General features: G+C 70.2%; 14 protein-coding genes. 9 read left to right on the top strand and 5 right to left on the bottom strand.

Features of this window, described 5'->3' with window-relative positions; all coding sequences use genetic code 11:
* From PV363_RS07955 to PV363_RS07940, 4 genes are all read right to left on the bottom strand, one after another.
* Positions 1-644 (bottom strand): TrkA family potassium uptake protein (locus tag PV363_RS07955; protein ID WP_301022076.1); only part of this gene is annotated, 644 nt, incomplete at its 3' end.
* Positions 645-657: 13 nt separating this feature from the next.
* Complete coding sequence (locus tag PV363_RS07950) at positions 658-2,001, bottom strand: potassium transporter TrkG (protein ID WP_220344181.1); 1,344 nt, start codon at positions 1,999-2,001, stop codon at positions 658-660.
* A gap of 37 nt (positions 2,002-2,038) precedes the next feature.
* A complete protein-coding gene (locus PV363_RS07945; protein ID WP_301022075.1) occupies positions 2,039-3,073 on the bottom strand; it encodes a LacI family DNA-binding transcriptional regulator in 1,035 nt (344 codons plus the stop codon).
* Positions 3,074-3,077: 4 nt separating this feature from the next.
* Positions 3,078-4,796, bottom strand: a complete 1,719-nt coding sequence (locus PV363_RS07940; RefSeq protein WP_301022074.1) for an alpha-amylase family glycosyl hydrolase — start codon at positions 4,794-4,796, stop codon at positions 3,078-3,080.
* 195 nt (positions 4,797-4,991) lie between these two features.
* On the opposite strand from PV363_RS07940, the gene PV363_RS07935 reads away from it, so the two are divergent.
* The 9 genes from PV363_RS07935 (at position 4,992) to PV363_RS07895 (ending at position 15,999) form a co-directional block, all read left to right on the top strand.
* Positions 4,992-6,248 (top strand): maltose ABC transporter substrate-binding protein, encoded by a 1,257-nt coding sequence (locus tag PV363_RS07935; RefSeq protein ID WP_301022073.1) that lies wholly within the window; start codon positions 4,992-4,994, stop codon positions 6,246-6,248.
* An 85-nt stretch (positions 6,249-6,333) separates the two neighbouring features.
* A complete protein-coding gene (locus PV363_RS07930; protein ID WP_301022072.1) occupies positions 6,334-7,968 on the top strand; it encodes an ABC transporter permease subunit in 1,635 nt (544 codons plus the stop codon).
* A complete protein-coding gene (locus PV363_RS07925) occupies positions 7,968-8,849 on the top strand; it encodes a sugar ABC transporter permease (protein WP_366525459.1) in 882 nt (293 codons plus the stop codon). The genes PV363_RS07930 and PV363_RS07925 overlap by 1 nt, the downstream gene beginning before the upstream one ends.
* Positions 8,850-8,962: 113 nt before the next feature.
* On the top strand, positions 8,963-10,936 hold the full coding sequence (locus PV363_RS07920; RefSeq protein WP_301022071.1) for a M13-type metalloendopeptidase: 1,974 nt from the start codon (positions 8,963-8,965) through the stop codon (positions 10,934-10,936).
* The gene (locus tag PV363_RS07915) at positions 10,933-12,201 is read left to right on the top strand and encodes an MFS transporter (protein WP_301022070.1); all 1,269 of its coding nucleotides are present in this window, start codon (positions 10,933-10,935) and stop codon (positions 12,199-12,201) included. The genes PV363_RS07920 and PV363_RS07915 overlap by 4 nt, the downstream gene beginning before the upstream one ends.
* A 71-nt stretch (positions 12,202-12,272) precedes the next feature.
* A complete protein-coding gene (locus tag PV363_RS07910) occupies positions 12,273-13,220 on the top strand; it encodes a glutathione S-transferase C-terminal domain-containing protein (RefSeq protein WP_301022077.1) in 948 nt (315 codons plus the stop codon).
* Positions 13,221-13,331: 111 nt separating this feature from the next.
* Positions 13,332-13,901 carry a hypothetical protein gene (locus PV363_RS07905; RefSeq protein WP_220344173.1) on the top strand — a complete coding sequence of 190 codons (570 nt, stop codon included), beginning with the start codon at positions 13,332-13,334 and terminating at the stop codon, positions 13,899-13,901.
* Between the two features lie 22 nt (positions 13,902-13,923).
* Entirely contained in the window at positions 13,924-14,757 is an 834-nt protein-coding gene (locus tag PV363_RS07900) for a CDP-alcohol phosphatidyltransferase family protein (protein ID WP_220344172.1), read from the top strand.
* A 42-nt stretch (positions 14,758-14,799) separates the two neighbouring features.
* Positions 14,800-15,999: a CDP-glycerol glycerophosphotransferase family protein gene (locus tag PV363_RS07895; RefSeq protein ID WP_301022069.1), complete on the top strand. Its 1,200-nt coding sequence runs from the start codon at positions 14,800-14,802 to the stop codon at positions 15,997-15,999.
* Here the strand turns inward: PV363_RS07895 and PV363_RS07890 are convergent.
* Positions 15,950-17,013: polysaccharide pyruvyl transferase family protein (locus PV363_RS07890; RefSeq protein ID WP_301022068.1), on the bottom strand; the 1,064-nt coding region annotated here is incomplete at its 5' end. The genes PV363_RS07895 and PV363_RS07890 overlap by 50 nt on opposite strands.

Genomic DNA, 17,013 nt, shown 5'->3' with positions numbered 1-17,013 from the left:
TTGGTCGGCCCCGAGACGATCAGCTCGTCGAACTCACCGAGGAACGTCTCGGGCCGCGCGTAGGTGAAGTCCGACCCCGGTCGCTTCACGCCGACCACGGTGATGCCGTACTGGTGGCGGAGCGCGGACTCCGCGAGCGTGCGACCGACCGCTCCCGACGGTGCCGCCGTGCGCGCGATGGCGAAGCCGTCGTCGAACTCGATGAAGTCGATCATCGACCCCGAGACCACGTGAGCGACCCGCTCGCCCATCGCCGACTCGGGATACACGACGTGGCGCGCGCCGACGCGCTCGAGGATCTTGCCGTGCTTCTTGTTGATCGCCTTGGCCCAGATCTCGCGAACGCCGAGCTCGGTGAGCGTCAGCACGCTGAGCACGCTCGCCTCGATGTCGGTGCCGATGCCTACCACGGCGCGGTCGAACTGGTCAGCACCGATCTGGCGCAGCGCCTCCTCGTCGGTGGAGTCGGCCTGGACCGTGTGGGTGAACTCCGTCGCCCACTTCTGGACGAGCTCCATGCTCTCGTCGATCGCCAGCACCTCGTGTCCCAGCCGGGTCAGAGACGACGCCACGGCGGTGCCGAAGCGACCGAGGCCGACGACGAGCACGGGGGCGTCGGGCGGAGGGGTCGAGTTCTTGGGCACGGGTCATCTTCTCCTAGCCGATGATCGGTCGCTCTTCGGGCAGGTGGAAGCGACGCGGGCGGGCACGCAGGGCGAGTGCTGACGCCGTCGCGACCGTACCGACACGGCCGATCAACATCAAGAACATCAGCACCGCCTGGCCGGCGGGCGGGAGATCACCGGTGACGCCCATGGAGAGACCGGCGGTGGCGAACGCCGACGTCGCCTCGAACAACGCCTCGTCCAGGCTCACCTCCGCCACCACGAGCAGCGCCAGTGTCGAGGTCACGACGAGCATCACCGCCAGCAGGGCGACGGTGAGCGCCTGCCGCAGGGTGCTGACCCCGATCCGCCGCGAGCCGATGGTGACGTCGGGGTCACCACGCACCTCCGCGAGGATCACGTAGCCGAGCAGGAGAAACGTCGTGATCTTGATGCCACCGGCGGTGCTGGCCGACCCGCCGCCGATGAACATCATGATGGTTGTGATCAGGGTCGTCTCGGACCGGGCCTCCCCGTAGTCGATGGAGTTGAACCCACCCGAACGCGGCATGATGCCGCCCTCGAACGACGTGACGAGCTTCTCGCCGAACGACTGGCCGCCCATCGTCGCGGGGTTCGACCACTCCACGACCCCGAACAGGACCGTCCCGGCGCCCAGCAGGAGGAACGAGCCCCACACGGTGAGCTTGGTGTGGATCGACCAGCGGTCGGGGCGCCTCCACCGGCGTGACAGCTCCGCAAGGACGGGGAAGCCCACCGCCCCCACGAACACCGCGATCGAGATCGGCAGGATCAGCGCGGCGTCGCCGACGTACTGGACGAGGCTGTCGGGTGCCAGCGCGAAGCCGGCGTTGTTGAACGCCATCACCGAGTAGAAGATCCCGTGCCAGATCGCCTCGCCCCAGCCTTCGTCGTGACGCGACTCGAACCCGAAGGTCAGCACCACGGCGACCACGGCCTCGAAGCCCAGCATCGTCACGAGGATCCGCCGGACGAGCGGGATCACCTCGCCGAGGTTGACGAGGTGGAGGTCCATCTGGGTGGCGAGCCGCGAGCGCAGGCCGATCCGGCCCCCGACGACGACACCCAGGATCGTGGCCAGGGTGACGAAGCCGAAGCCGCCGACCTGGACGAGCACGAGGATGACGACCTGCCCGAGCGGCGTCCAGTAGGACGAGACGTCGACCGTGCTGAGTCCGGTCACGGTCACCGCGGACACCGACGTGAAGGCGGCCGGCAGGACCGCGCCACCCTGCTGACCGTCGGTCCGCATGCCTGGGAGGAGCAGGAGGAGGGTGCCGGCGACGCTGCCGAGCACGAACGTCGCCGGGAGGATGCGGACGGGGTGCGCCAACGCCGTCAGCATGCCGCTCATGCCCGAACGCTGGGAGGACACAGCCACCCGAGGCACGCTACCGCGTGCGTGGCCCGTCCGGGCGTGGAGCCATCGTGCTCGAGCGGATCACGAGGTCCAGGCCGAGCTCGGTGTGGACGGGCTCGCGGTCCACGGAGTCGTCGTCGAGCTGGCGCAGGAGAAGGTCGGCGGCCTGGGTCGCCTGCTCGCGCACATGCTGGTCGACCGTCGTCAGACCGAACACGCCGCCGAGGTCGTGCCCGTCGATCCCCACCACCGACACGTCACGCGGCACGTCCAGACCGAGGTCCCGCGCGGCGGTGATCGCCCCGATGGCCAGCTCGTCGGAGGCGGCAGAGATCGCCGTCGGACGCAGTCGTGGGTCGGACAGCAGACGCTTGGCGGTGGAGTAGCCCTCCTGCATCGTGAAGTCTCCGAGGGCGACCAGCTCCGGTACGACCTCGAGGCCCGCATCGCGCAGCGCGCGCGCATAGCCGTCCTCCCGGGTCGCTGCCAGAGCGAAGTCCCCGGCGCCCTCCCAGCCGATGTGCGCGATGCGGCGGTGTCCGAGCGCGACGAGATGGTCGGTGGCGAGACGTGCGGTCGCGAAGTCGTCGACGCTGACCGTCGACACGCCGGGGATCACGCCGCCGATGCAGACGACCGGGGTGCCGACTCGCAACAGGTCGACGCGCTCGGTGTCGTCGAGCTCGAGCGCCACGGCAAGAAGCCCGTCGACACGCTTGCGGAGCAGGAAGTCGCTGAAGACGAGCCCACGCTCGCGCTTGCCGCCACCGAGGTAGTAGAGAGTGACGTCGTACCCCGCCGCCGCCAGAACCGTCGATGCGGTCTCGATGATCGTGCTGAAGAACCAGCGGTTCACCCAGGGCACGACCAGCCCGACGTTCTTGCTGCGTCCCGAGGCGAGACTGGCCGCGTTGTACGAGGCGACGTAGCCCAGGTCACGAGCAGCCTGGGCGCTCAGCGTCCGGGCGGTCTCCGAGACGTGACCGCGCCCGCTGAGCGCGCGCGACACGGTGGCGACCGACAGACCCGCCCGTTCGGCGACGTCCTTGATCGTCACTCCCGCCACCGGATCAGCCTTCCGTCAGACCCGTGCCGGCCGGCGCGCGGAACCACGCGGTCGCGTCCGGGGCCAGGAGTCCGTCGCTGACCGCACCCGGGACGCTCTCGAGCACGATCTCGTCGGCCTCGGCGGGGACGGGGTGGTCGGAGAGGTTGGCGACCACGAGGACCTCCCCGTTGACGAAGGCGAGCACCGCCGGCTCGTCGGCGCGGACCCACCGTAACGAACCCGCGCCGAGCCCGAGGACCTTTCGCGTCGCCAGGGCGTGGGTGTAGAGCGCCAGGGTCGACGTCGGTTCGGCGCCTTGGACGTCGCGGGCGTAGCGGGCCCACTGCGCGGGCTGTGGCAACCAGGAGGAGCCGCTGCCGTTGAAGCCGTACGCGGGGGCGTGCGCCTCCCACGGGATCGGCACCCGGCAGCCGTCGCGGCCGACCACGGCGCCACCGCTGCGCAGGAAGTAGGGGTCGTGCCGCTGGTCGTCGGGGATGTCCAGCACCTCGGGCAGCCCGAGCTCCTCGCCCTGGTAGAGGTAGACGGCACCGGGCAGTGCCAGCATGAGCGCCGTGGCGGCACGAGCACGCCGCTCCCCCCGCTCGGGGTCGAGGGGCGTGTCGGCCCGGAAGCCGTGCCCATGGGCGACGTGAGCGGCGTCGACCAGCGCGAAGCGCGTGGCGTGGCGGACGACGTCGTGGTTGGACAGGACCCACGTGCTCGGTGCGCCCACGCCACCGAACGCGGCGAGCGACTCGTCGATGACGCGGCGCAGGGCGACGGCGTCCCACGGCGCGTGGAGGTAGGCGAAGTTGAACGCCTGGTGCATCTCTCGCGGACGGACCCACTTGGCGGCGCGCTCGAGGGGCGCGACGTTGGCCTCGGCGCACAGGATGCGGTCGGGCCCCCAGCGCTCGAGCCGCTCGCGCCAGCGCTCGTAGACGGCGTGCACGCCGGGCTGGTCGAACATCGGGGCCTCGTGGCCGGGGAACCCGGGTGAGCTGGCGCCATCGGCCCGTCCGCCCCAGTCGGGCAGGCCGGGGGCCTTGACGAGCGCGTGGGCGACGTCGACGCGGAAGCCGTCCACACCCCGCGCGAGCCAGAAGTCGAGGACCTCGTCGAAGAAGGTGAGGACGTCCTCGCTGTCCCAGTTGAAGTCCGGCTGGGTGGGGTCGAAGAGGTGCAGGTACCACTGCCCCGGGCGCCCGTCGGGCTCGGTGACACGGGTCCACGCGGAGCCGCCGAAGTGCGACTGCCAGTCGTTCGGGGGGAGCTCACCGTGCTCGCCACGGCCGTCACGGAAGTGGAAACGCGCTCGCTCCCTGCTGTCCGGAGGCGCCGCGAGAGCCGCCCGGAACATCGGGTGGTCGCTGGAGCAGTGGTTCGGGACGAGATCGATGATCACCCGCAGGCCGTGGGCGTGCGCGACGTCGACGACACGGTCGAGGTCGGCCAGGGTCCCGAAAGCGGGATCGACGTCGCAGTAGTCGCTCACGTCGTAGCCCCCGTCACGCTGCGGCGACGGATAGAACGGCGACAGCCACACCGCGTCGACTCCGAGCTCGGCGAGGGCCGGCAGGCGGTCGCCGATGCCCATGAGGTCACCCGTCCCGTCCCCGTCGCCGTCGGCGAAGGAGCGCGGATAGACCTGGTAGACGACGGCGTCGCGCCACCAGTCACGCTGCGGCACAGGGGTGTCGGCGGGTCCGTCGGCGCGGGGGGCCACGTCGATCGCCATTGCTGCTCTCCTTCGAGGCCGGATTTGTGGAAGCGATTACACCATAGTCAACACCCATGGCTTATCCGGCCATCCGGCCCGTACGGAGGCCCGTTATCGAAATGTTGCGATCAGGTTTCGTCTCGCGACTTGCTTGAGATGACTCTTGTCGCTTAGAAATGGAACCGATTCCACTCTTACGAAGGAGCACACCTCATGCTCGTGAACCGCAGAGGCGTCCTGGCCGCAGGTGCCCTGGCCGTCGCCTCGTCTCTCCTGCTCGGCGCCTGCGGCGGGTCGTCCGACGACGACGCCGCCGACGACTCCTCGAAGTCGTCGGGGTCGACCCTCACGATGTGGGTCGATGCCGAGCGCGCGCCGGCTCTGAAGGACGCGGTCGCCTCCTTCAAGAAGGACAAGGACGTCGAGGTCAAGCTCGTCATCAAGGACTTCCAGTCGGCTCGTGACGACTTCATCACCCAGGTACCGACCGGCAAGGGTCCTGACATGATCGTCGGCCCGCACGACTGGCTCGGGAAGTTCGTCCAGAACGGCGTCGTCGCCCCCCTCGAGCTCGGCGACAAGGCCGGTGAGTTCGAGGACGCGGCCATCCAGGCGATGACCTACGAGGGCAAGACGTACGGCCTCCCGTACGCGATCGAGAACGTGGCGCTCGTCCGCAACACCGCGCTCCTCCCCGAGCCGGCCACCACGATGGACGAAGTCGTCGCCGCCGGCACGAAGGTCGTCGACGCCGGCAAGGCGAAGTACCCGTTCCTCGTCGGGCTCGACCCGAAGCAGGGCGACCCGTACCACCTCTACGGCATCCAGACCTCGTACGGCGTCCCCGTGTTCGAGCGCAACGCCGACGGCGACTACGACCCGAGCAAGCTCGGCCTCGGCAACCCCGGCGGCGTCGAGTTCGCGAAGGACCTGGCGGCGTGGGCGAAGGCCGGTGCGCTGAACCCGAGCATCACCGCGGACATCGCGAAGGAGACCTTCAACAAGGGTCAGTCGCCGTACTTCCTGACCGGACCGTGGAACGTCCCGGACATGCAGAAGGCCGGCCTCGAGATCGCCATCGACCCGATCCCGACCGGTGGCAGCGAGCCGGCGACCCCGTTCATCGGCGTCAACGGGTTCTTCATCAGCGCGAAGGCCACCAACGCCCTCGCCGCCAGCGAGTTCGTGCTCAACTACCTGAGCTCCGAGGACGCCCAGGACGCGCTCTTCGCCCAGGGCGGTCGTCCGCCGGCGCTGAAGGCGTCGTTCGAGAAGGCGGCGTCCGACCCGATCGTCGCGGCGTTCGGCGCGATCGGCAAGAGCGGTTCGCCGATGCCGGCCATCCCGCAGATGGACGCGGTGTGGGCCGACTGGGGCGCGACCGAGCTCGACATCATCAAGGGCAAGGCTCAGCCTGCCCAGGCGTGGCCCAAGATGGTCGCGAGCGTCCAGACGAAGGTCGCAGGCTGACATCTCTCACTGACGGCCGGGGAGCGGTTCCGCTCCCCGGCCGGTCTGCTCTCCCCCGCTCTCACCCCAGGAGGGGCACGCCCTGATGACGCTCACCGACGAGCACCGCAGCGAGGACTCGGGCTCTCCCGACCAGCGACCGGGGCGCCGGGGCCCGTGGGCACGGCTGCGCCGGCCCGGAGAGACCGACGGGCTGATCGGCATCCTCGTGAAGATCGCGCTCCTCGCTCTCGTCGACGCGCTCGCGGTGTACGCGGTCTTCATGCTGGCCGCCCAGGAGAAGTGGCTGGTCCTTGCCGTCACGGTGGTCGTGACGGTCGCCGTGAACGTCGTCTACCTGCGCCGCGACGGCCTGCCGGCCAAGTACCTCGCGCCCGGGATCACGCTGCTGCTGATCTTCCAGGTCTTCGTCATGGTCTACACCGGCTACATCGCCTTCACCAATGCCGGCGACGGGCACAACAGCACCAAGGAGGACGCGGTCACGGCGATCGCGACCAAGGGCCAGGAGCGTGTCCCCGACTCCCCGCAGTACCAGCTCGCCGTCCTCGAGAAGGGCGACGACCTGTGGTTCCTGGTCACCGCTCCCGACGGCACGGTCTCCCTCGGCTCGGCCGACGAACCGCTCTCCGAGGTCGAGGACGCCGAGGTCTCCGGCGGCGGAAAGGCGACGCAGGTCGACGGCTACGCCCCCCTCGCGTTCGAGGACCTCCTCCAGCGCCAGGACGAGATCCTCGACATCTCCGTCCCCGTCTCCGACAACCCCTCCGACGGCACACTGCGCACGGCCGACGGCAGCAGCGCCTACGAGTACCGCTCGAACCTGCGCTACGACGAGGACGCCGACAGCTTCACCGACGTCGCCACCGGCACGGTCTACACCGACGGCGGCGAGGGCGCGTACGTCTCGGCCGAGGGCGAGGAGCTGGTCCCGGGCTGGAAGATCAACGTGGGCCTGGAGAACTTCCGCCGCGCGGTCGAGACACCCCAGCTGCGCGACTCCCTGGTCTCCGTGATCGTGTGGACGTTCGCCTTCGCGACCCTGTCGGTCGTGCTCTGCTTCGGGCTCGGGCTGTTCCTCGCGATGGTCTTCAACGTGCCGAGCATGCGTGGCAAGAAGGTCTACCGGGTGCTGCTGATCCTTCCCTACGCCTTCCCCGCCTTCCTGTCGGGACTCGTCTGGTCGGGGATGCTCAACACGGAGTTCGGGTTCGTCAACCAGGTGCTGCTGGGCGGCGCCGAGATCGAGTGGCTCACCGACCCGTGGCTGGCCCGCTTCAGCGTGCTGTTCGTCAACCTCTGGCTCGGCTTCCCCTACATGTTCCTCGTCTGCACCGGGGCGCTGCAGTCGATCCCCGACGAGATGACCGAGGCCGCCCGCATGGACGGCGCCGGCCCGTGGCGGGCCTTCCGGTCGGTCAAGCTCCCGCTGCTGCTCGTGTCGGTCGCACCACTGCTGATCACGACGTTCGCCTTCAACTTCAACAACTTCAACGTCATCTACATGCTGACCCGCGGCGGGCCGCGGTTCGAGGACACGAGCAACGACATCGGAGCCACGGACCTGCTGATCACGATGGTCTACAAGGTCGCGTTCGGCACCGGGACCGGTCGCGACTACGGCCTCGCCAGCGCGCTGGCCATCATCATCTTCGTCGTCATCGGCGTCATCGCGGCGATCATGTTCCGCCGGACCAAGGCCCTGGAGGACATCCACTGATGAGCACCGTCCACGCTCCGCGCCGGCGCGGCTTCCGGCGCTGGTTCACCGCCCTGGGCTGGCGGCACCTCGTCGGCATCGCCGTCGTCGTCTATGCGACGTTCCCGATCCTCTACGTCCTGTCCGCCTCGCTCGACCCCGCCGGCACGCTGTCGGGGAGCAGTCGGCTCTTCAGCACGTTCGACCTCACCAACTACCGTGCACTCTTCGACGACCCGAGCCGGCCGTACGGGCGGTGGTTCGTCAACACGCTCGTGGTCGGCACGGTCACCGCGCTCGGCACGGTGTTCCTCGGCGCGCTGGCAGCGTATGCGTTCTCGCGGATGCGGTTCACCGGGCGGCGGTTCGGGCTGCTGTCGCTGATGCTCGTCCAGATGTTCCCGCAGATGCTGGCGGTCGTCGCGATCTTCATCCTGATGTCGAACGTCGGCGACGTCTTCCCCGCGCTGGGCATCGGCACCCACGCGGGGCTGATCCTCGTCTACCTGGGCGGCGCGCTCGGCGTGAACACCTACCTGATGTACGGGTTCTTCAACACGGTGCCGGTCTCGATCGACGAGGCCGCCCGGCTCGACGGAGCCAGCCATGCTCAGATCTTCTTCGGGATCGTCCTGCGCCTGGTGACGCCGATCCTGGCGGTCGTGGGCCTGCTGGCCTTCATCACCGCCACCAGCGAGTTCATGATCGCGAGCGTGTTCCTCACCGACCCCGACAACCAGACGCTCGCGGTCGGGCTCTTCGGGTTCGTCTCCGAGCAGACGTCGTCGAACTGGACGATCTTCGCGGCCGGCGCGGTGCTGGCCGCCCTCCCCGTCACGATCCTCTTCCTCGCGCTCCAGCGCTACATCGTCAGCGGACTCGTGTCGGGATCGGTCAAGTAGGACCGGCAGCAGGCGTCGCCATAATGCGTGAGGTCTCGGAGACCCTCCCTGCCTAGACTGACGAGGGCGTGAGGCGAGAGCCGCCGCCACGAGGTCGATGACGAGGAGTACGCGTGAGATCAGGGATCGACGGCAGCGGCAGCGACCAGGCGGTGCGTCCCCAGGACGACCTGTTCCGCCACGTCAACGGGGGCTGGCTCGCCACCGCCGAGATCCCGCCGGACCGCGCTGTCGCCGGCTCGTTCGTCACCCTCGTCGACGAGGCCGAGGTGCACGTCCGCGCCATCGTCGAGGAGTGCCAGGCAGACCCGGCCGGAGACCCGGCCGGTGGCAGCGTGAACGACGAGGGCGCCAAGATCGGTGCTCTCTACGCCAGCTTCATGGACGTCGACCGGGTGGAGGCGCTCGAGGCGGCCCCGCTGGCCGACGACCTCGCCCGCGTCGACGAGGTACGCGACCTCGCCGCCGTCGTCGACGCGCTCGGCCGGCTGGAGCGCCAGGCCGCCTCCGGCGCCTTCGGGATGTACGTCGGGCCCGACCCCGGTGCGCCCGAGCGCTACGTGGTCACCGTCGTGCAGGGCGGCCTGGGTCTTCCTGACGAGGCCTACTACCGCGAGGAGCAGTTCGCCGCGGCGCGCACGGCCTACCAGGCGCACGTCGCGATCATGCTGGGCCTCGCCGGTTTCGACGACGCCGACGCCCGGGCGGCGCGGGTCTACGGCCTCGAGGAGCGGCTGGCGAAGGGGCACTGGGACCGGGTGGCGAGCCGCGACGCGGTCGAGACCTACAACCTCCTCGACCTCGATGCCCTCCAGGGGCTCTCCCCGGCCCTCGACTGGCACGCGTGGGCCGCCGCCGCACGCTTCGACCCGGCGGTGCTGTCCGAGGTCGTCGTCTCCCAGCCGTCCTACCTCCAGGCGCTGTCCGACGCGCTACGCGAGGAGCCCGTGGCCGCGTGGCAGGACTGGCTGCGCTTCCGCCTCGTGTCCGCGGCGGCCCCGTACCTGTCGAGTCCGTTCGTCGACGCGAACTTCGACTTCTACGGCAAGACGCTCTCGGGCACCGACGAGCTGCGCGCCCGCTGGAAGCGCGGCGTCGCGTTCGTGGAGGGCGCGATCGGCGAAGGGCTCGGCCGGCTCTACGTCGAGCGTCACTTCCCCCCGACCGCCGCGGCACGCATGGACGCCCTCGTCGCGAACCTCGTGGCGGCCTACCGGCACAGCATCTCGACGCTGCCCTGGATGAGCGACGAGACCAAGGAGCGCGCGCTCGAGAAGCTCGACGCGTTCACCCCCAAGGTCGGCTTCCCGAAGCGCTGGCGTGACTACGCCCCGCTGGCCGCCGACCCCGCGGACCTGCTCGGCAACGTCCGCCGCGCCTCCAACGCGGCGACCGACCGCGAGCTCGCCAAGATCGGGAAGCCGATCGACCGGGACGAGTGGCTGATGACGCCGCAGACGGTGAACGCCTACTACAACCCGACGATGAACGAGATCGTCTTCCCCGCAGCGATCCTCCAGCCGCCGTTCTTCGACGCCGAGGCCGACGACGCGGTGAACTACGGCGGGATCGGCGCCGTGATCGGCCACGAGATCGGCCACGGGTTCGACGACCAGGGATCGCAGTACGACGGTTCCGGAGCCCTGCGCAGCTGGTGGACCGACGAGGACCGGGCCGCGTTCGAGAAGCTCACGAGCTCGCTGATCGCTCAGTACGACACGCTCTCCCCCGACGGCGCCGATGGCAGAACGGTCAACGGTGCCCTGACGATCGGCGAGAACATCGGGGACCTGGGCGGGCTGGGGATCGCGTACCAGGCCTACCTCCTCGCCCTCGACGGACAGGAGCCGCCCGTGCTCGACGGTCTGACGGGCGCGCAGCGGTTCTTCATCTCGTGGGCGCAGTGCTGGCGGGGCAAGGTGCGCCCGGCCGAGGTCGTCCGTCGCCTCACGATCGACCCGCACTCCCCGCCGGAGTTCCGCACGAACCAGGTGGTCCGCAACCTCGACGCCTTCCACGACGCGTTCTCCGTGACCTCCGACGACGGCATGTGGTTGGCGCCGCACCAGCGCGTGACGATCTGGTGACGACGACGTCCTGGTCTCCCGAGCACGTCGCCGCCGTCCAGCGGCGTACGGTCGGCGTCCTCTCGTCCGCCCAGGTCATCGGTGGGCTGGGAGCGGGCGCCGCGCTCTCGATCGGGGCGCTGCTGGTCAAGGAGGTCTCGGGCTCTGCGGCCGTCGCCGGACTGGCGACGACGATGCTGACTCTCGGCGCGGCCGTGCTCGCGCTGCCGCTGGCTGGTCTCGCCTCGGTTCGTGGGCGGCGGACGAGCCTGGCCACCGGATGGCTCGTCGCCGCGATCGGTGCGGTCGTGGTGGTCGCGGGCGCCGTCGCCGACTCGACGTGGATCCTGCTCGCCGGGCTCTTCGTGGTGGGCGCCAACAGCGCGACCAACTTCCAGTCGCGCTACGCCGCCACCGACCTCGCCGAGCCGATGCACGTCGGCCGCGCGTTGTCCCTGGTCGTCTGGTCGACCACGATCGGATCGGTGATCGGGCCGAACCTCACCGGACTCGGCGCCCAGGCGGCCGGTGCTCTCGGCATCCCGGACCTCGCCGGCCCGTTCGTCTTCGCCGCGGTCGGGTTCGCGCTCACCGCGATCCTCATGGCCGTCGCCCTGACGCCGGACCCCCTCCACGTCGCCAAGGAGATCCGTCCGGCGGCCGACGGGCCGCGCCCGCGGTCTCGCATGAGCGACGCGTGGCCGCTGCTCCGGTCGAACGCGGCGGCACGGACGGGCGTGGTGACCGTGGCGGGGGCCCACGCACTGATGGTCGCGGTGATGGCGATGACGCCGGTCCACATGGAGGACCACGGATCGAGCCTCACCATCATCGGCCTGACCATCAGCCTGCACATCGCCGGCATGTTCGCGCTCGCACCGGTCATGGGCCTGCTCACCGACCGGTGGGGGCGCGGGCGCACCATCATCCTCGGTCAGGCGACGCTGCTCCTCGCCGCCCTCGTCGCGGGCACCGCCGGAGAGTCGGAGCCCCAGATGATGGTCGGCCTCGTGCTGCTGGGGCTGGGTTGGTCGGCGTCGACCATCGCCGGGTCCTCGCTCGTCGCCCAGTCGGTCCTGCCGGCGTCCCGTCCGGCCGTCCAGGGTGCCTCCGACCTTCTCATGAGCCTGGCCGGTGCGTTCGGCGGCCTGCTCGCGGGCGTGGTCGTCAACGTCTGGGGCTTCGGCCCGCTCAACGTCGTCGCCGCCTTCCTGACCGTCCCCGCGATCCGGATGGTGGTGGCACGGCGGCACCGCATCATCGGAGCAGGCAGACTGGGGAGGTGAGCACCACGACGGACGACCCCAACTCGACCAAGGGCGCGTACGTGCACGCGGGCGAGGACTTCACCCGCGACATGCGCTATCTGACCACTCGCATCACGCGCGACGGCCGTGACGGCTACCCGGTGGAGCCGGGCCGGTACCGGCTGGTCGCCGCCCGCGCCTGCCCCTGGGCGAACCGGACAATCATCGTCCGTCGCCTCCTCGGCCTGGAGGACGCGATCTCCCTCGGCCTGTGCGGACCGGTCCACGACGCACGGAGCTGGACCTTCGACCTCGATCCCGGCGGCGTCGACCCCGTCCTCGGCTACGAGCGCCTGCAGCAGGCCTACTTCGCCCGTGTCCCGGATTATCCCCTCGGCATCACCGTGCCCGCCATGGTCGACGTGCCGACCAAGGCCGTGGCGACGAACGACTTCGACCAGATCACCCGTGACCTGTTCTTCGAGTGGTCCGACCACCACCGCGCCGGCGCGCCGGACCTGTGGCCCGAGCACCTCCGCGACGAGATGGAGACCGTGATGAAGCGCGTCTTCACCGAGGTCAACAACGGTGTCTACCGGTGTGGCTTCGCGGGCTCGCAGGCCGCGTACGACGCGGCGTACGAGCGCCTGTGGACCGCGCTCGACTGGCTCGAGGAGCGGCTCGCGACACGGCGCTACCTGATGGGCGACACGATCACCGAGGCCGACATCCGCCTGTTCACCACCCTGGTGCGCTTCGACCCCGTCTACCACGGCCACTTCAAGTGCAACCGTCAGAAGCTGACCGAGATGCCGGTCCTGTGGGCGTACGCACGAGACCTGTTCCAGACCCCTGGCTTCGGTGACACGATCGACTTCGACCAGATCAAGGCGCACTACTACGTCGTCCACACCGACCTGAACCCGACGCAGATCATCCCGGCCGGTCCCGACCTGACGGGTTGGCACTCCGCGCACGGACGTGAGGCGCTGGGCGGCTCGCCCTTCGGGGAGGGGACCGCTCCGGACGCGCTCCCCGAAGGCGTCCTGGCGCACTGAGGCGGTGACCGGCCGCGTCGCCACGTTCACGCAGCCCTTGCCAGCCGCCGAGCAGCGACCTAACGTCGTGCTCAGGCTGCTGGGGGGCAGCGCTGAACCTCGGGGGACGCTATGAAGGACGAGATGCCATGGGGGCCGTCGCCGGCTCTCGGTCACTACACGTACTGGATGCGCGACGACCGGTGGGAGTTCTCCGACGGGCTGTACGCGATCCTCGGTCTCGGGCCGTCCGACTGCATCACGACGGAGCTGTTGCTCCGCCACCAGCACCCCGACGACATCGAGCGCACCCGCGCGCTGATCGCGGGGGGCTTCAATGAGTCGGCCGGCTACAGCTACCAGCACCGGGTCGTCGACACCGCGGGCTTCGTCCACGAGGTCATCGCGGTGGGGAGCAACGTCGGCAGCGAGGACGACGAGGGCGGTCCGCGAAGCGAGGGCTTCGTGGTCGACATCAGCGAGGTGGGCGGCCACCCGGCAGTCAGCACACCGATGATGCCGGTCGAGTTCGATCCGGACGACCTCGTGATCACACCGTGCCCGCACTGTCCGCACTGGTGGGCGGAAGTGGTCCCGTCTGCCGGCTCGACCGTTCTCCGCGAGTGGCACGCGCCCTTCTGCCCCGAGGTGCTGCACTGGACCACCCCCGACCCCGCGACGCTGGCGCGCGGACCACGCTGAGGCTGCTGCTACGGTGGCGGCCGTGCCCGACTCGACCGCTGCCAGGCCCGATCGCCCGACCCTCGCGGAGTATCGTGCGGTCGCCCAGCCACCCGAGGTGCGCGCCAGGCGCAGCGCCGAGCACTGGGTCGCCGACCTCTACCTGAGAGACATCTCGCCCTACGTCAGCCGTCCGCTGGTGCGCCTCGGTCTCAGTGCCAACGCGGTGACGGGTCTGATGATCCTGAGCGGCTGGTTCGCCGCGGGGTCCTTGCTTGTCCCCGGCATCGTCGGAGTGGTGCTCGCCGTCCTCTTCGGACAGCTCCAGATGCTGCTCGACTGCGCCGACGGCGAGGTCGCGAGGTGGCGTCAGACGTTCTCCCCCGCGGGAGTCTTCCTCGACAAGATCGGCCACTACACGACCGAGTCGCTGATCCCCATCGCGCTCGGCGTACGAGCGGCCGGCGGCTTCCCCGACCTCGACGACCACTACGGGTGGACGACGCTCGGTGCGCTGCTCGCGGTGATCATCCTGCTCAACAAATCGCTCAACGACTTCGTGCACGTCTCCCGGGCCTTCGCCGGCCTCCCCCGGGTGCCTGACAGCGCCGAGGCCTCGGCACCCCGGCCGGGCGTCGTCGCGCGTCTGCGCCGGGTCGCCCGCTTCGTCCCGTTCCACCGCCTCTACCACTCCGTCGAGCTGACCCTGCTCGCCCTCGTCGCCGCGGTGGTCGATCTCGTCGCGGGCGACGCCTGGGGCGGCCTGGCCGGGACGCGCACCCTCGTCGTCGTGCTCGTGCCCCTCGCGCTGGCCGCGGTCGTCGGCCACTTCCTGGCGATCATGGCGTCCTCCCGGCTTCGCGCTCCCGCGCCGTGACGGGCGGCGAACGCCGGTGCGACCGGCGGTAGAGTGACCGGCGTGCATCGGATCCGCCGCCTCGCCTCTGTCGCGCGCCGAGGCGTCGCGACGGTGCGCAACCGCCTCGACCGCGGGGCGTTCGCCGCTCGTTGCAACACCGACCCGGCTGCCCTCGACGCGCCGATCGTCCTCTACTTCGCCGACGGCCCGGAGAACCTCTACCAGCTGCACCAGTGGGACCGCGTCCTCGCCGCGCTGCCCTGGCCGGTGGCCGTGGTGGTCGCCCGACCCGACACGGGACGGCGGGTTCTCGAGGAGACAGCGTTTCCCGTCTACTTCGCGCCAGGATCCTCGTACCTCGAGGACCTCGTCGGTCGAGGCGCCGTCAGGGTCGTGCTCTACGTCAACCATCTCCCCCTCAACTTCCGCATGCTGCGGTTCGCACGACCCGTGCACGTCCACCTCGGGCACGGTGAGAGCGACAAGGACTCGAGCGTCACCAACCAGAACAAGGCGTACGACCGCGTCCTCGTCGCCGGTCCTGCGGCGCGCGAACGCATCACCGGCGCGCTCCGGGAGTTCGACGCGACGACGCACGTCCGCGAGGTGGGCCGCCCGCAGCTCGACCTCGACTACCCGGGGGCGCCGTCCTGGCCGGCCGACGGCAGTGTCCGCGTGCTCTACGCGCCGACGTGGGAGGGTGACCGGGCGAGCATGGCCTACGGGTCCGTGGCTTCCCACGGGGTGGCGCTCGTCGCCTCGCTGGTGGCCGACCCCCGCTACCGGGTGATCTACCGTCCGCACCCGCGCAGCGGCGTGCAGGACACCGCGTACGCTGCCGCGGACCGCCAGATCCGCGCCCTGCTCGCCGACCACGGAGACCGTCACCTGGTCGACACCGGGCCGTACGGCTGGCAGTGGTCGTTCGCCGACGTGTGCGTGACCGACCTGTCGTCGGTGGCCTACGACTGGCTCGCCACAGGCAAGCCGATGGTCGTCACCGTCCCGAGCGAGCCCCGGACGACCCTCCCAGCGTCGCGGTTCCTGGACGAGGTGCCACGACTGTCGGCTGAGGATGCGCCCCGGACCGCGGAGCTGCTCGACCGCCCGTGGCCTCGCGAGCGGATGCACGCGCTGTCGTTCCACTACTTCGGCGAGACGGCCGACGGGGCGAGCACACGCCGCTTCACCGACGCGCTCGACGAGGCCCTCAGACTCGCTGACGAGCCGGTCGGACCACCCTCCGCGCCTTCGACCTGATCCGGTCGGCCAGCGCACGGGAGCGTCCGACCCCGACGACGGGCTCTCCGACGGGCGGCGGGAACGTCTTGCGGGCGATCCGTTCGTCGAACGCCTGGGCACCCGCGGCCTGACCGGGATCGAACACGTGCGAGAGGCCGTGGGAGTGGAGGAAGGCGGAGTAGCGACCGAAGCGCTCGGCGTGGCCGGCCTGCATCGGGGTCCAGTCCGCCTCGGCGTACAGGGCCGCCGCATCCACACCGTCGACGTCCACGTCGATGCGACGGTGCGGGATCTGGTGGTAGCGCGCCAGCTCCAGGGTGCGGGCGTCGTGGGCGAGGACGTAGGCCGGCGTGCCCGCGAGGAGGGCCGCGATGTTGCCATGGATCCGCGTGCCGTACGAGAACGGGTACGTTGCGAGCGCCTCCATCCACGTCGTCGCGTCCAACGGGAACCGGGTCCGGCCCTCGGCGATCAGAGGATGGTCGGCGTGGATCGGCAAGCGCTCATCGATGACCGTGCGATCGCTGCTGCCCTCGAGCAGGAGCCCGAGGGTCTTGATGTCCTGGGCGAAGTAGACCAGTCCCGGGTAGCGCGCGACCTGGTCCTCGACGACAGGCGCCATCTTGGGGAGGTACGGCGAGAGGTTGAAGGCGACCGGCCCACGGGGGTCGAGCGGCCGCGTCGAGCGGCGCAGCGGGAGCTGGTCGCCGTGGAGGAACATCGACGGACAGCCGATGACCTCGACATGGTCGGAGCCGAAGCCGAGCCCTTCGAGATACTCGGCGGTCCACTCGCCACGGACGCCGATCGACGGCGAGTGCTCGAGCACCGCCCGGACGAACCGGGTGACCGACTCGCCGACCTGCCGAGGGGCCCTCACGCGCTCCCCCACCGCCGACTGCACCCCGACCCCGACCACGGTGACGGGGATCTCGAGCTTCTCGATCGTCTCGCTGATCGCGTCGAGGTTGGGCAGGAACCGTTTGCGGAAGGCGTTCGCCAGCGGGATCACGACGTGGTCGTACCGCTCGG

It is taken from the genome of Mumia sp. (genome assembly GCF_028803055.1).
Taxonomy (GTDB): Bacteria; Actinomycetota; Actinomycetes; order Propionibacteriales; family Nocardioidaceae; genus Mumia.
This window is presented reverse-complemented; position numbering and strand designations above follow the sequence as displayed.

What these genes read in the sequence shown, in the direction of transcription:
- PV363_RS07940 (WP_301022074.1), bottom strand. Translation starts at nt 4,796, where the DNA reads ATGGCGATCGACGTGGCCCCCCGCGCCGACGGACCCGCCGACACCCCT.
- PV363_RS07935 (WP_301022073.1), top strand. Translation starts at nt 4,992, where the DNA reads ATGCTCGTGAACCGCAGAGGCGTCCTGGCCGCAGGTGCCCTGGCCGTC.
- PV363_RS07905 (WP_220344173.1), top strand. Translation starts at nt 13,332, where the DNA reads ATGAAGGACGAGATGCCATGGGGGCCGTCGCCGGCTCTCGGTCACTAC.
- PV363_RS07925 (WP_366525459.1), top strand. Translation starts at nt 7,968, where the DNA reads ATGAGCACCGTCCACGCTCCGCGCCGGCGCGGCTTCCGGCGCTGGTTC.
- PV363_RS07910 (WP_301022077.1), top strand. Translation starts at nt 12,273, where the DNA reads ATGCGCTATCTGACCACTCGCATCACGCGCGACGGCCGTGACGGCTAC.
- PV363_RS07930 (WP_301022072.1), top strand. Translation starts at nt 6,334, where the DNA reads ATGACGCTCACCGACGAGCACCGCAGCGAGGACTCGGGCTCTCCCGAC.
- PV363_RS07950 (WP_220344181.1), bottom strand. Translation starts at nt 2,001, where the DNA reads ATGAGCGGCATGCTGACGGCGTTGGCGCACCCCGTCCGCATCCTCCCG.